11 protein-coding genes are annotated in these 12,903 nt (G+C 72.8%); 5 read left to right on the top strand and 6 right to left on the bottom strand.

The genetic code is table 11. The features are described from left to right. Window positions 1–81: 81 nt before the first annotated feature. Window positions 82–966: a formyltetrahydrofolate deformylase gene (gene purU, locus U5640_RS25560; RefSeq protein WP_340378073.1), complete on the bottom strand. Its 885-nt coding sequence runs from the start codon at window positions 964–966 to the stop codon at window positions 82–84. A 47-nt stretch (window positions 967–1,013) separates the two neighbouring features. After that, a complete protein-coding gene (locus U5640_RS25555) occupies window positions 1,014–1,514 on the bottom strand; it encodes a hypothetical protein (protein WP_067251449.1) in 501 nt (166 codons plus the stop codon). Between the two features lie 118 nt (window positions 1,515–1,632). Between U5640_RS25555 and U5640_RS25550 the strand changes: the two genes are divergently transcribed. Next, window positions 1,633–3,009, top strand: a complete 1,377-nt coding sequence (locus U5640_RS25550; protein WP_340378072.1) for an ABC transporter substrate-binding protein — start codon at window positions 1,633–1,635, stop codon at window positions 3,007–3,009. A gap of 33 nt (window positions 3,010–3,042) precedes the next feature. Here the strand turns inward: U5640_RS25550 and U5640_RS25545 are convergent, their stop codons facing one another. Then, on the bottom strand, window positions 3,043–4,758 hold the full coding sequence (locus tag U5640_RS25545) for a hypothetical protein (RefSeq protein ID WP_340378071.1): 1,716 nt from the start codon (window positions 4,756–4,758) through the stop codon (window positions 3,043–3,045). A gap of 201 nt (window positions 4,759–4,959) precedes the next feature. After that, window positions 4,960–6,345, bottom strand: coding sequence for a transcriptional regulator (locus U5640_RS25540; RefSeq protein WP_340378070.1), 1,386 nt, complete (start codon window positions 6,343–6,345; stop codon window positions 4,960–4,962). Window positions 6,346–6,621: 276 nt separating this feature from the next. Here U5640_RS25540 and U5640_RS25535 point away from each other — a divergent pair, with 276 nt between their 5' ends. Genes U5640_RS25535 through U5640_RS25525 form a run of 3 tightly spaced genes read left to right on the top strand, consistent with a single transcriptional unit; the run spans window position 6,622 to window position 9,683 of the window. Further along, a complete protein-coding gene (locus U5640_RS25535; protein WP_340378069.1) occupies window positions 6,622–7,275 on the top strand; it encodes a bifunctional DNA primase/polymerase in 654 nt (217 codons plus the stop codon). A gap of 48 nt (window positions 7,276–7,323) precedes the next feature. Further along, a complete protein-coding gene (locus U5640_RS25530) occupies window positions 7,324–8,097 on the top strand; it encodes an ABC transporter ATP-binding protein (protein ID WP_340378068.1) in 774 nt (257 codons plus the stop codon). Then, entirely contained in the window at window positions 8,094–9,683 is a 1,590-nt protein-coding gene (locus U5640_RS25525; RefSeq protein ID WP_340378067.1) for a transporter, read from the top strand. Before U5640_RS25530 ends, U5640_RS25525 begins: the two co-directional genes overlap by 4 nt. A gap of 25 nt (window positions 9,684–9,708) precedes the next feature. Here the strand turns inward: U5640_RS25525 and U5640_RS25520 are convergent, their stop codons facing one another. Together U5640_RS25520 and U5640_RS25515 are read right to left on the bottom strand one after the other, a co-directional pair. Then, entirely contained in the window at window positions 9,709–10,677 is a 969-nt protein-coding gene (locus U5640_RS25520) for an alpha/beta hydrolase (RefSeq protein ID WP_340378066.1), read from the bottom strand. A 542-nt stretch (window positions 10,678–11,219) separates the two neighbouring features. After that, on the bottom strand, window positions 11,220–11,912 hold the full coding sequence (locus U5640_RS25515; protein WP_133912046.1) for a metal-dependent transcriptional regulator: 693 nt from the start codon (window positions 11,910–11,912) through the stop codon (window positions 11,220–11,222). Between the two features lie 226 nt (window positions 11,913–12,138). Here U5640_RS25515 and U5640_RS25510 point away from each other — a divergent pair, with 226 nt between their 5' ends. Next, window positions 12,139–12,903 (top strand): SIS domain-containing protein, encoded by a 765-nt coding sequence (locus U5640_RS25510; protein ID WP_340378065.1) that lies wholly within the window; start codon window positions 12,139–12,141, stop codon window positions 12,901–12,903.

Genomic DNA, 12,903 nt, shown 5'->3' with positions numbered 1-12,903 from the left:
CAGCTGTAAAGGGGCGCGGGGAACTGCGCGACCAGCCACCGACAAACCCGCACTCGCCCGCGACGAGGAACCCCCGCCTTCCTAGGCGAACACCACCGTCCGACGCCCGTTGAGCAGAATCCTGCGCTCCGCGTGCCACTTCACGGCCCGCGCCAGCGCCTGGCACTCCACGTCACGGCCGACGGCGACCAGCTGGTCGGGGGTGGCGTCGTGTCCCACCCGCTCGACCTCCTGCTCGATGATCGGCCCCTCGTCGAGATCGGCGGTGACATAGTGCGCCGTCGCCCCGATCAGCTTCACGCCCCGCGTGTGCGCCTGGTGGTACGGCTTCGCGCCCTTGAAGCTCGGCAGGAAGGAGTGGTGGATGTTGATGATGCGGCCGCTGAGCTGCTTGCACAGGTCGTCCGAGAGCACCTGCATGTAGCGGGCGAGGACCACCAGCTCGACGTTCTCCTCGCGCACGATCTCCAGCAGCTTCGCCTCGGCCTCCGGCTTCGTCTCCTTCGTCACCGGGATGTGGTGGAAGGGGATGTCGTACGAGCCCACCAGCTCGGTGAAGTCGGTGTGGTTGGACACCACCGCCGCGATCTCCACCGGCAGCGCGCCGATCCGGGCGCGGAAGAGCAGGTCGTTCAGGCAGTGGCCGAACTTGCTGACCAGCAGGACGATGCGCATCTTCTCGTCGGCCCGGTTGATCTGCCAGTCCATGTGGAAGGAGTCGCCGATCGCCGCGAAGCTCGCGCGCAGCTTGTCCACGGTCTGCGGCGCGTCGGCCGAGAAGTGGACCCGCATGAAGAACAGTCCCGTGTCGTGGTCGCCGAACTGCTGACTGTCCTCGATGTTGCAGCCGGTCATGAACAGGTAGCTCGACACGGCGTGCACGATGCCCTGCTTGTCGGGGCAGGAGAGGGTGAGGACGTACTGGTCGGCGGGGGTCGCCGCGGCTCGGGCGGACTGCTCACTCATGCAGCACAGGGTCTCACGTCCACCCCGGCACGGCGGAGGCCGTCCCGCTACGCGGACCTCGTCATGATCCGCAGCACTTCCAGCGTGCGCGGCGGCGCGTCCGGGTCCTCGCCGTCGGCCACCGCCAGGCGCAGGTGCGCGTCCCGGGCCGCCTGCACCGCCTCGGGCCAGCCGGGGTGGGAGACATAGGTGGAGACCGGCGCGTCCGGGCCGACCTGGTGCATGATCCGCAGGACGCGCAGCACGGCGGTGTCGACGAGCGCCGCCTCCTGGGGGTCACGGAAGATCGTGCCGACGTACTTCTCGGCGGACCAGTTGTCCAGCCAGGTGTCCTCGACCAGACGGTAGACGGCGTCGGTGACGTCGCCGTATCCGTCCACTCCGGCCAGCCAGACGTTCTGCTGGAACACCGGGTCGGAGAGCATGTGCAGCGCGGAGCGCACATTGCTGCGCCAGCGCCACCACGGCATGTCGTTGAGTGGCATGCCGCCCATGGTGGAGGAGCGACGGCCGCGACGGGAAGAGTTCTCCGAACCTTGCACGGTCATCGATCGTACGTTTTCGCACCCCCGAGTCCTCACGGACCCCGGTATTTCACTCGCGCGTCACCCCGCGTTGACCGTGGGTCACTCCGAGGTTAGTGATGTGACGGAATCGTGCGTGGTCATGACCGGCAGGCGACGCACCTTCCCGCGAAGTACCTTCCTCTCCAGGTTTCTCCGCACTACCGGAAACGGCAGACCGGCCGCCCTCGCGGCGGGCGCTCTGGCCGCCGTGGCATCGCTGACCGCCGGATGCGGGGTCGTTCCCGGAGTCACGGGGGGTTCCGGGGACGACCCGATCGTCGTGATGACCTGGGCGCCCGTGGGAACGGCCGCCACGAACAAGCCCGGCATGCCCGCCTTCGCCCGCGCCTACGCCCGCTGGATCAACTCCAAGGGTGGCCTCGACGGCCACAAGCTCACCGTGCTGACCTGCAACGACCACAACGACGCGGTGTCCGCGGCGGCCTGCGCCCGGCGCGCGGTCAAGGAGAAGGCGGTCGCCGTCGTCGGCTCCTACAGCCAGCACTCCGACGCGTTCTTCCCGCATCTGGAGGGCGCCGGCATTCCCTACATAGGCGGCTACGGCGTCACGAACTCCGAGTTCACCAGCCCCCTGTCCTACCCGGTCAACGGCGGCCAGCCCGCCCTCCTCGCCGGTCTCGGCAAGGTGCTGGCCGACTCCTGCGCGGGGCCCGTGGCCCTCGTGCGCCCCGACACCATCGCGGGCGACGCGCTGGCGCCGATGCTCGACGCCGGTCTGCGGGCGGGCAAGCACGCCGGGGCCGAGGACCAGCGGGCGGCGGAGGACGCCACCGAGTACTCCGCGCAGGCCGAGAAGGCCCTGCGGACGGCCACCGGCGCCACGGCGGGCAGCGGTACCGCGACGGGCGGCACGGCGTCCGGGGGCGCGGCGTCCGGCGGGACGGGCTGCGTGGTGCCCGCGCTGGGCGACCGCAACGGCACCTTCATGGACTCCTTCCGCCGCAGCCGCGCGGACTATCCCGCGGTGAACACCGGAAGCGTGCTGGGCAGCGTCGACCAGACCGTCATCGACGCCAGCGGCGGCGGCTCCGGCCCGTACGAGGGGGCGTACGTCACCGGCTGGTACCCGGTGGAGAGCGACAAGCGGTGGGCCGGGATGAAGAAGGTGATCAGCGAGTCCGCCTTCTCCGACACCAGCATCGACCCCTCCGACACCGGCGTGCAGACCACCTGGATCGCCTACAACGTGCTGCGGCAGGCCGTGGAGTCGCTGGGTGACGACGAGGTGAGCGCCGACTCCGTCCGCTCCGCCCTCAACAGCGGCCGGACGTTCACCACCGGCGGACTCACCCCCGCCCTGCGCTGGAAGTTCACCAGCCGGCTCGCCGCCGTCGGGTTCCCCCGGCTGTCCAACGCCGAGGTGACCGTGCAGCAGGTGCGCAAGGGCCTGCTGGTGGCCGCGCAGAAGGGCTTCGTCGACGTCACCGGCACCATGGAGGACGCGGACGTCGGCTGAGCCCGCCCGCCTCGGAGCCGGGTCGGAGCCGGTTCAGAGCTGGGTGGGCTGGCGCTCCGTCAGGCCGTACTTCCGGGCGATCCCGTTCCACAGCCGGGCCGCCTGGTTCTTCTGCGCGCTCGCGGTGCCGCTCTCCCGGTTGCCCTGCTGGGTGGCGTTCGTGGTGCGGGCGCCGCCCTTCCTGCAGGCCTTGCGCTTGTTGCCGGCCACCTCGTCGGCCCAGTCCGCGTAGTGGTTGTCGGCGGCCGCCGAGGCCTGCCAGGCCTTGGTGAGGGCGCCCGTCAGCGCGGCGTGGTCGGGCAGCTGGTCGACGTCGAGCGCGGCCAGCTTCGTGACCAGCTCGTTGCGCTGGCCGGCGGCGGCCCGCAGGTCCGAGGCGGCCTGGTCGAGGTTGTCGCACGCCTTCACGTCCGCCACCGCGGCGATCACGCTGGCCCGGCTGCTGCCGCTGTCCGCGAGCAGCTTGTCCAGGGCGGTCGCCTGCTGCTCGGCCGCGTCGTCAGCGGAGGCCGACGGCTCGCCCGCCGAGGCCGACGCGGCGACGGGCTTGCTGCCGTCGCCCTTGTCGTCGTCGCCGCCTCCGCCGCCGAGCAGCGCGCCCGCGCCGATCCCGACGACGGCGATCGCGACACCGACCGCAGCGAACAGGGGCAGGCGCGAGCCGGTACGGCCGCCGCGGCCCCGCTCGTCACCGTGGTCGTCACGGCGTACGGGAGGCACATAGGTGGGCTGGGGGGCGCGCGCCACGGGCCTCGCGCCGTAGCCCTGCGGGCCGCCGCCGTAGCCGGGGATCTCCGGCTCGGTGATGCGCGGCAGCTGCTGGGTGGCCCCGGCCGGGGCGCCGGCCCCCGCGCCGGCCGGTCCGTCGCGGAAGAGGTTCTCGAACCCGGCGGGCGGCTGTGCGCCCCCGCCCGCCGTTGGACCGCCCTGGGCGGGCACGGGCGGCAGGTACTGGGTGGCCTCGGCGTCGGAGTGCGCGGCACCCGGGTAGTGCGCCGCCCCGCCCGGGCTCTCGGGCGGCAGCGCGCCCGGCCGGACCGGCGGGATGTACTGCGTGGCGGCCTCGTCGCCGCCCGGGACGGGGCCGGCGGCGGGAACGGGCGGCAGCACCTGGGTACGGGCGTCGTCGACCGGGCCCGACGGAACCGGCGGTATGTACTGGGTGGCCCCGTCGGCGCCGTCGGCGTACGGCGGCACCGGCGCCCCCGGCCCGCCCGGCGGGTACGTCGGCGGCGCGGCCGACACCTGCGGGGCCTGGTCGTAGGGGGACGGGGTCTGGCGGTGCTGGCCGTAGCCGGGGTAACCCTGCGGGTTCCCGTCGTACGACGGCTGCGGCGCCGCCGGAGCGCTCTGGCCGTAGGTCTGCCCCGGCGCGCCGCCCTCGGGCGGGAGCGGGCCCGCGCCCCACGGGTCGGGCTGCGCGGTGCCCCACTGCTGGGGCTGCTGGTCCGGGGGCAGCGGCCAGCCCTGCTCCTGCTGCCCGGTCGGCGCCTGCTGCTCGGGGCCCCACGGCTGCCCCCACGTCTGGCCGCCCGCCGGGGGCTGCGCGGGCGGCTGCTGTGCGGGCGGCTGCTGCCCGTACGACTGAGCCCCGTACGGACCGGGCCGCCCGCCCCGAGGGGGGCCCGACTGCGGTCCGCCGGCGTCCGTGAGTCCCGGAATGAGGGGCTCACCACCGTCGGAGGGCAGCACGATGCCTTCGCGCGCGGGCCGCGCCGAGGGCTCCTCGCCCTGTCCACTCTGCGTCACCGGGACTCCTACGAACGGGGGACTGTCGGAATCGTCGGCTCACGCTACCGGGTCCCCGGAACCCCGTGCCACGCAGCTCAGGACGTGATGTGCCTCCCAGTGACGTCCGTTACAGATCCGGAGCGCCGTGCGCCGCGTCCGTCGCGTCCTGTACGGGACCTGTGCGTTTCCCGGACGTTCACGCAACGGCGCCCCGTCCGTTCACGCCGCGGCCTGGAGCTCCAGCCGCGCCCCGAACTCCCTCACCACCGGTTCCTCCCGGTACGGTTCCAGCCGCTGCTGGAGGTCCTCCAGATACTCCGCGCCCCGGTGGGAACGCAGGGTCTCCAGGAGTTCCACCGCCTTCATACCGGTGCTGCACGCCTGCTCGACCTCGCGCTGCTGCACCTGCGCGGTGGCGAGGAGGACGTACCCGATGGCCCGGCGGCGGACCCGGCTCTCCGGGTGCCCGGCCAGCGACTGCTCGGCGCACCGCGCCGCCGCCTCCGCCTGCCCGAGGTCGCGGTGGCAGTGCGCCAACTCGTCGGCCAGATAGGCCTCGTCGAAGTGCGCGATCCACGCCGGGTCGTCGCCCGCGGACGGCTCGGCCCCCTCCAGCGCCGACACCGCCCGCCCCGAGGCGAGCTGGGCGGACCGGACGTCGCCCATCAGCGCGTGCCCCCGGGCCTCCGCCGCGAGGAACATCGACTCCGCGCGCGGGGTGACGCGCCCGCGCGCGCCCTCCTGGGCCGCGCGCGCCAACTGGGCGATCTCCCGCGGGTTTCCGAGCTGGGCGGCGAGGTGGCTCATCGACGCGGCGAGGACGTACCCGCCGTAGCCGCGGTCGCCCGCCGCATGCGCGAGCCGCAGGGACTGGATGTAGTACCGCTGGGCCAGGCCAGGTTGGCCGGTGTCGACGGCCATGTACCCCGCGAGTTCCGTCAACCGGGCCACGGCGGCGAAGAGTTCGCGGCCCACCGCCTCCCGGTAGGAGCCGGCCAGCAGCCCCGAGACGACGCTGTTGAGGTAGTGCACGACCACCGGGCGGACATGCCCGCTGCCGTACTGGTGGTCCAGGTCGACCAGGGCCTGCGTCATCGCCTTGACGGCCGCCACGTCGGACAGGCCCACGCGCGGTCCCGCCGACCGCGCGACCTGCGCGTCGGGCGACGAGATCAGCCAGTCACGGCTGGGCTCGACCAGCGCCGAGGCGGCGACGGACGAACCGGAGAGGAAGTCGCGCCGGCCCACGTCGCTGCGCCACAGCTCGCAGACCTGCTCGATGGCCCCCAGCACCGTCGGCGAGAACTGGAGACCCACGCCCGAGGCGAGGTTCTTGCCGTTGGCCATGCCGATCTCGTCGATCGTGACCGTACGGCCGAGCTTGCGGCCCAGGGCCTCGGCGATGATCGCCGGGGCGCGCCCGCGCGGCTGCTGTCCGCGCAGCCAGCGGGCCACCGACGTCTTGTCGTAGCGCAGGTCGAGACCGTGCTCGGCACCGCACATGTTGACCCGGCGGGCGAGCCCGGCGTTCGAGCACCCCGCCTCCTGGATGAGCGCCTGGAGCCGTTCGTTCGGCTGCCGGGCGACGAGAGGCCTTGCGGCCATTGGCACTACCCCCTGTGGAGTTCCGTACCGAAAAGTTCCGGCCGAGAAGATCAATGCCCCATGGAAACAGCGAAAATGCGAGGCATGTGCTGATTGCACGAGAATTGCCGGGATATCGGCGGAAGTCCGCCCCCGTCGGTGCCTACCCGTTCCCGCGCCCGTTCCTTCCGCGCGCCCCCCGGGATGCACCCATGCGCCCCGGACGCGGAATCGGTGCTCCCTCCCCGCGCACAGTGGCGTGCGTAACCCCCGGTGACCGCTAGAGTTGTCCTCATCGTGGAAGAGACCATCGCGGGCGCCGACGCCACTCAAATCCCGAAGCAGCGCGGGGAATCGCTGCTCGAGACCGCTGTTCGCTACGCCGAGGAACGTCATTGGGACGTCTTCCCCGGCACCTGGCTGGAAGCCGTCGGCGGGCTGCAGCGCTGCTCCTGCGGCGACACCGCGTGCGCGGCGCCGGGGGCGCACCCCACGCGCCCCGACTGGGCGACGCAGGCGACGGGCAGTGCGACCGTCGCGCGCCGGATGTGGCAGCAGCAGCCGACCGCCTCGATCCTGCTCCCCACCGGGCGTACGTTCGACGCGATCTCCGTGCCGGAGACGGCCGGGTTCCTCGCGCTGGCGCGGATGGAGCGGATGGAACTGACGCTGGGGCCGGTGACGTTGACGCCGGATCGGCGGATGCAGTTCTTCGTGCTGCCGGGGGCGTCCGCGAAGGTGCCGGACCTGGTGCGCAAGCTGGGCTGGTCCCTCGGCTCGCTGGACCTGGTGACGCTGGGCGAGGGCACGTACGTGGCCGCGCCGCCCACGCGGTTCGGGTCCCGGGGCGCGGTGCAGTGGGCCTGCCGGCCGACCGCCGCGAACCGGTGGCTGCCGGACGCGGAGGAGCTGATCTCTCCGCTGGCCTACGCGTGCGGGCGGGATCGGTAACCGGTTCCGCGCCGGAAAAAGCGACGTGCCTGAACGTAGGCTTCGGGCATGACGTCTGCCGTGCGCGTTCGTGGGCTGTGGAAGCGGTTCGGGCAGCAGGTTGCGGTTGCCGGGATCGATCTCGATCTGCCCGCCGGGAAGTTCATCGGTCTCGTCGGGCCCAACGGGGCCGGGAAGACGACCACGCTCTCCATGGTGACCGGGCTGTTGCGGCCCGACCAGGGAGTCGTCGAGGTGGGCGGGCGGGACGTGTGGCGGGATCCCGTGGCGGTGAAGGCGCGGATCGGGGTGCTGCCGGAGGGACTGCGGCTGTTCGAGCGGCTGTCGGGGCGTGAACTGCTCGGGTACAGCGGACGGCTGCGCGGGCTGCCGGGAGCCGAAGTCGACCGGCGGGCGACGCAGTTGCTCGACGTCCTCGATCTCGCGGGGGCCCAGCACAAACTGGTCGTCGACTACTCGACGGGCATGCGGAAGAAGATCGGGCTCGCGGCGGCGCTGCTGCACAACCCCGAGGTGCTCTTCCTCGACGAGCCGTTCGAGGGGGTCGACCCCGTGTCCGCGCAGACCATCCGCGGCGTGCTGGAGCGGTACACGGCCTCCGGGGCCACCGTCGTCTTCTCCTCGCACGTGATGGAACTCGTTGAATCCCTGTGCGACTGGGTGGCGGTGATGGCGGCGGGGCGGATCCGGGCGCACGGGACGCTGGAGGAGGTCCGCGGGACGGCCCCCTCGTTGCAGCGGGCGTTCCTGGAGCTGGTCGGCGCCGAGGGGCGGCACGGTGGGGCGGATCTCGACTGGCTGGGCGGCGGGGCCGCCCGATGACCGCGCTGACCGCCACCGTCGTACGGCTGAAGCTGTCACTGCTGCGGGGCGGGCTGCGGCAGTCCGGTGGGCGGCGGGCCGCGTACGTGGTGTCCGCCGTGGTCGTGCTGGTGTTCGCGGTGCTGCAGCTGCTCGGCCTGATCGCGCTGCGAGGGCATGCTCACGCCGATGCGCTCGTGGTGCTGCTGGTGGGGTTGCTGGGGCTGGGATGGGCGGTGATGCCGCTGTTCTTCCCCGGCGGGGACGAGACGCTGGACCCGACACGGCTGGTGATGCTTCCGCTGCGGCCCCGGCCGCTGGTCCGGGCGCTCCTGGCGGCCTCGCTGGTGGGGATCGGGCCGCTGTTCACCGTGCTGATGCTCACCGGGGCGGTGGTCGCGGTGGCGCACGGCCCCGCGGCCCACGTCGTCGCGGTCGTCGCGGTCGTCCTGGCGCTGCTGGTGTGCGTGGCGCTCGCGCGGGCCGTCGCCGCCGCCAACGTGCGGCTGCTGACCAGCCGTCGCGGGCGGGACCTGGCGGTGCTCAGCGGGCTGGTGATCGCCGTGGGCGCCCAGGGCGTCAACTTCGCGGCACAACGGCTGGGCACGGCCGGGCTCGGGCAGCTCGGTCCCGCGGCGGAGGTGGTGCGGTGGCTGCCGCCGGCCTCGGCGGTGGGCGCGGTCGACTCGGTGAGCGAGGGCGCGTACGGCATCGCCGCGGGGCAGCTCGCGGTCGGTGCGGCGGTGCTGGCGGGGCTCGTGGCGGTGTGGGCGCGGAGTCTGGAGCGGCTGATGACCGCGCCGGACGGTTCGACGCTGGGGGCCGCCGCGGCGGACGCGCGGGACCGGCGCGGCGGGAGCGGGTGGGTGCGGCTGCTGCCGGGCGGCCGCACCGGGACCGTCATGGAGCGCAGCCTGCGCTATGTGTGGCGCGATCCGAAGACGAAGGCGGCCTGGGTGACCTCGCTGGCCATCGGGCTGATCGTGCCCGTGTTCAACGCGGTGCAGGGCACCGGTTCGATCTACTTCGCCTGTTTCGCGGCCGGGATGCTCGGCATCCAGATGTACAACCAGTTCGGGCAGGACACCTCGGCGTTCTGGATGGTCGCGCTGACGGTGTCCTCACCCCGGGACGCCTACGTCGAACTCCGCGGACGTGCCCTCGCGCTGCTGGTGATCACCCTGCCGTACGCGACGCTGGTGACCGTGGTGACGACGGCGCTCCTCGGACAGTGGCCGAGGCTGCCGGAGGTGCTGGGGCTGTCGCTGGCGCTGCTGGGCGCGATGCTGACGACCGGCGCCTGGACGTCGGCCCGCTTCCCCTACTCGATCCCCCAGGAGGGCTACAAGAACGTGGCCCCCGGGCAGACCGGGCTGGCCTGGATCTCCATCTTCGGCGGGATGGTCGCCGCCGCCCTGCTGTGCGCCCCGGTCATCGCGGGGACGATCTGGCTGAACGTCACCGTGGACGGTGAGCTGTGGAGCTGGGTGCTGCTGCCGGCCGGCGCGATGTACGGGACAGCGATCACCCTGCTGGGCCTGCGCCTGGCGGCCCCGCAGGTGGCTGCCCGCCTGCCGGAGATCCTGGCGGCGGTGAGCAAGGGCTGAGCCGGCGCAGGCCTGTGCGACACCCTCACGGCGCCAGGACGCCGTCCAGGAACGGCTCGATCGCCGTCCGCCAGGCCTCGGGCTGGTCGTAGTGGACGAGGTGGCCGGCGTCGACGACCTCCGCGTACTCGCCGTGCGGGAGGACCCGGACCATCTCCTGGGCCTCGGCCCGGCCCAGCTCGCCGTCCAGGCCGCGTACGACGAGCGCGGGGCACCGCACCTGGGCCAGCTCCTCCCAGTGGGCGTCGTAGACCCAGGTCTCGCGGGACTTCAGCATCTGCTCGGGGGCGAAGACGGGGCGCCAGCCGTCGGGGGACTCCTGCATGACCTCGGCGTAGAACTCGCCGCGGGAGGGATGGGGGCGCTCCACCCAGGGGTCGTCCTCGCCGAACCACTTGCGGACGTCGGCGAGGGTGGCGAAGGGCAGGGGCCAGGACTTGAACCAGTCGGCCCACTCGCGCTGCGAGGCCGAGCCGAGCGCGGAGGCCCGCATGTCGCAGAGGACCACGGCGCGCACCAGGTCGGGGCGTTTCGCGGCGAGCTGCCAGGCGGTGAGCGCCCCCATGGCGTGGCCGATGAGGACGGCCGGGGTGAGACCGAGTTGCTCCAGGGCGGCCTCCGCGTCCTCGACGTACGCCTCACGGGTGAAGGCGGCCTCGGGGGGCTTCTCGCTCTGACCGTGGCCGCGCTGGTCGAGGGCGACCGCGCGGTGCCGCTCGGAGAGCCAGCGGGCGGTGGACGCCCAGTGCGAGGCGCGGCCCATCAGCCCGTGCAGTAACAGGACCCCGCAGGTGCGCTCGGGGTCGGCACCGGGAGCGGCGCCGAGCGTGGCACCGGGCGCCGCGCCGGCGCGTCCGTCCCGCCCGCCGGTCGACTGGGCCGGGATCACGGCGTCCGTCCCGCTCCTGGGCTGATCGGCCTTGGGAGGGTCGCCGAACTCCCAGGCCGCCAGACGTACGCCGCCCGCCCCGGTCACGTCGATGCGTCGCGCCATGGATCCTGGCACCCCCCTAGCCGTCGTACCGCTGTGCTGCCGATGCCCTGTGCTGCCTTCGCTCTTCCCTCGATCGCCCGCAGGCTCGATCCCCCCGCAGGCGCGATCACCTGCAGGCTATCGAATGCCCATTCGAGAATGGCACTCTCCGCGACCAACACCCCTCGTTCGAGTGACCTCCCTCGAGGAATGATCGCCGTCGCCGGGGGGAGATCTTCAGCGGGAGGCGGACCGCTCGGGGAAATCGGTCCGAGGGGAACGACCCTGAGAGCTCGGGGCTCCGGGTCGAAACAGGGGAGGACAGGCCCCGGTGCCGCACGGCACCGGGGCCCTCCACTGCTCTGCGGCACATCTTCCCCGCCCCCCTCAGGTCATATGCCTCACGCGACAGCGTGGCACGCGAACGGTCCGCGCGCTGCCATTCGACACAGGGAATCTGCGATTCGACAACATCGCCGGGGAGCATCAACTACCCCACGAGCAACAGGAATTGAACATCGCTCAGCATGACATCAACCGCCGGGCGACCGCCGGGCATCCGCTCAGCGCTTGGCGACGAACACATGGGACGCGACGTCCGACTCCAGCTCGGCCGCCTCACCACCACTGCCGACCAGCACCCCGCCCGCCGACTCCGTCACACTCACCACCGAACCGGGCTGCACACCCGCCCGGCGCAGCGTGTACATCAGCTGCGCGTCCGTCTGGATCGGCTCACCGATACGCCGTACGACGACCGTCTTGCCCTCCGTGCCCGGGTCGAGGTCGGCCAGCGAGACCATGCCCTCGTCCAGGAACGGGTCGGCGCCGTCCTTCTCGCCCAGCTCCTCCAGACCCGGGATCGGATTGCCGTACGGCGACTCGGTGGGGTGCCGCAGCAGCTCCAGCACCCGCCGCTCCACCGCCTCGCTCATCACGTGCTCCCAGCGACACGCCTCCGCGTGGACCTGCTCCCACTCCAGGCCGATCACATCGACGAGCAGACACTCGGCGAGCCGGTGCTTGCGCATCACGCGCGTGGCCAGCCGACGCCCCTCGTCCGTCAGCTCCAGATGCCGGTCGCTCGCCACGGAGACCAGACCGTCGCGCTCCATGCGCGCCACCGTCTGGCTCACCGTGGGCCCGCTCTGGTCGAGGCGCTCGGCGATCCGGGCACGCATGGGGACCACACCCTCCTCCTCCAGCTCGAGGATGGTGCGGAGATACATCTCCGTGGTGTCGATCAGTCCGGACATTCGTGTGCCCCTCGATGAGATCTGCCGAAGGCTCGACGGCCCTGCGGCGCGTGCGCTGGCCCTGGCACCAATTCTGCCGGATACCACTGACAACCGTGCCGCACCGGGGAAACCGGACGGTCGCGCGGGGCTCCCCCGTACCGCCGTAGGCCGTATTGACACCGCACTGGTCCAGACCGCACGGTGATCCGCGACACGGACCCCCGTCGGCGAAGGAGCCCCCCGGATGAGCGACCGCAGCGACCACGAGCTCGCCGCCCGCTTCCTCGACGCCACGATCGGCCTGCTGGAGCGGGTCCGCGACGAGGAGACCGACGCCGTCCGGGCCGCCGGCACCCTCCTCGCCGACACCGTCGCCGCCGGCGGCCGGCTCTTCGCCTTCGGCGCCGGCCACTCCTCCCTCCCCGCCCAGGACCTCGTCTACCGCGCGGGCGGCCTCGCCCTGGTCAACCTGCTCACCGTCCCCGGCGTCGTCGGCGTCGACGTCATGCCCGCCACCCTCGGCTCCGCCCTGGAACGCGTCGACGGCCTCGCGAGCGCCGTCCTCGACACCTCCCCGCTGCGCACCGGCGACGCCCTCGTGATCATCTCGCTCTCCGGCCGCAACGCCCTGCCCGTCGAGATGGCCGCCAAGGCCCGCGCCCTCGGCGTCAAGGTCATCGGCGTGACCTCGGTGGCCTACGCCTCCGCGACCACCCCCCGCAACCCCACCGGCACCTTCCTCAAGGACCACTGCGACGTCGTACTCGACTCGAAGATCCCCGTCGGCGACGCCGTCCTCACCCTGGACGGCGTCCCGGCCCCCTTCGCGCCCGCCTCCACCGCCGTCACCTCGGCCCTCCTCCAGGCCGTCATGGCCACCGCGGCCGGCTCCCTCGCCGACCGCGGCATCGACCCCCCCATGCTGCGCTCCGGCAACGTCGACGGCGGCCACGACTGGAACCGGCGCGTCCTGGACGAGTACGGCGACCGGATCTTCTACCAGCACTGA

It is taken from the genome of Streptomyces sp. SS7 (assembly GCF_037993025.1).
Classification (GTDB): domain Bacteria; phylum Actinomycetota; class Actinomycetes; order Streptomycetales; family Streptomycetaceae; genus Streptomyces.
Note: the sequence above shows the minus strand (reverse complement) of the source record. Positions and strands in the feature narration are given on the sequence as shown.

Bases quoted from the DNA above. Each gene is read 5' to 3' on its own strand.
- purU (WP_340378073.1), bottom strand. From the start codon at position 966: ATGAGTGAGCAGTCCGCCCGAGCCGCGGCGACCCCCGCCGACCAGTAC.
- U5640_RS25555 (WP_067251449.1), bottom strand. From the start codon at position 1,514: ATGACCGTGCAAGGTTCGGAGAACTCTTCCCGTCGCGGCCGTCGCTCC.
- U5640_RS25550 (WP_340378072.1), top strand. From the start codon at position 1,633: ATGACCGGCAGGCGACGCACCTTCCCGCGAAGTACCTTCCTCTCCAGG.
- U5640_RS25540 (WP_340378070.1), bottom strand. From the start codon at position 6,345: ATGGCCGCAAGGCCTCTCGTCGCCCGGCAGCCGAACGAACGGCTCCAG.
- U5640_RS25530 (WP_340378068.1), top strand. From the start codon at position 7,324: ATGACGTCTGCCGTGCGCGTTCGTGGGCTGTGGAAGCGGTTCGGGCAG.
- U5640_RS25525 (WP_340378067.1), top strand. From the start codon at position 8,094: ATGACCGCGCTGACCGCCACCGTCGTACGGCTGAAGCTGTCACTGCTG.
- U5640_RS25520 (WP_340378066.1), bottom strand. From the start codon at position 10,677: ATGGCGCGACGCATCGACGTGACCGGGGCGGGCGGCGTACGTCTGGCG.
- U5640_RS25515 (WP_133912046.1), bottom strand. From the start codon at position 11,912: ATGTCCGGACTGATCGACACCACGGAGATGTATCTCCGCACCATCCTC.
- U5640_RS25510 (WP_340378065.1), top strand. From the start codon at position 12,139: ATGAGCGACCGCAGCGACCACGAGCTCGCCGCCCGCTTCCTCGACGCC.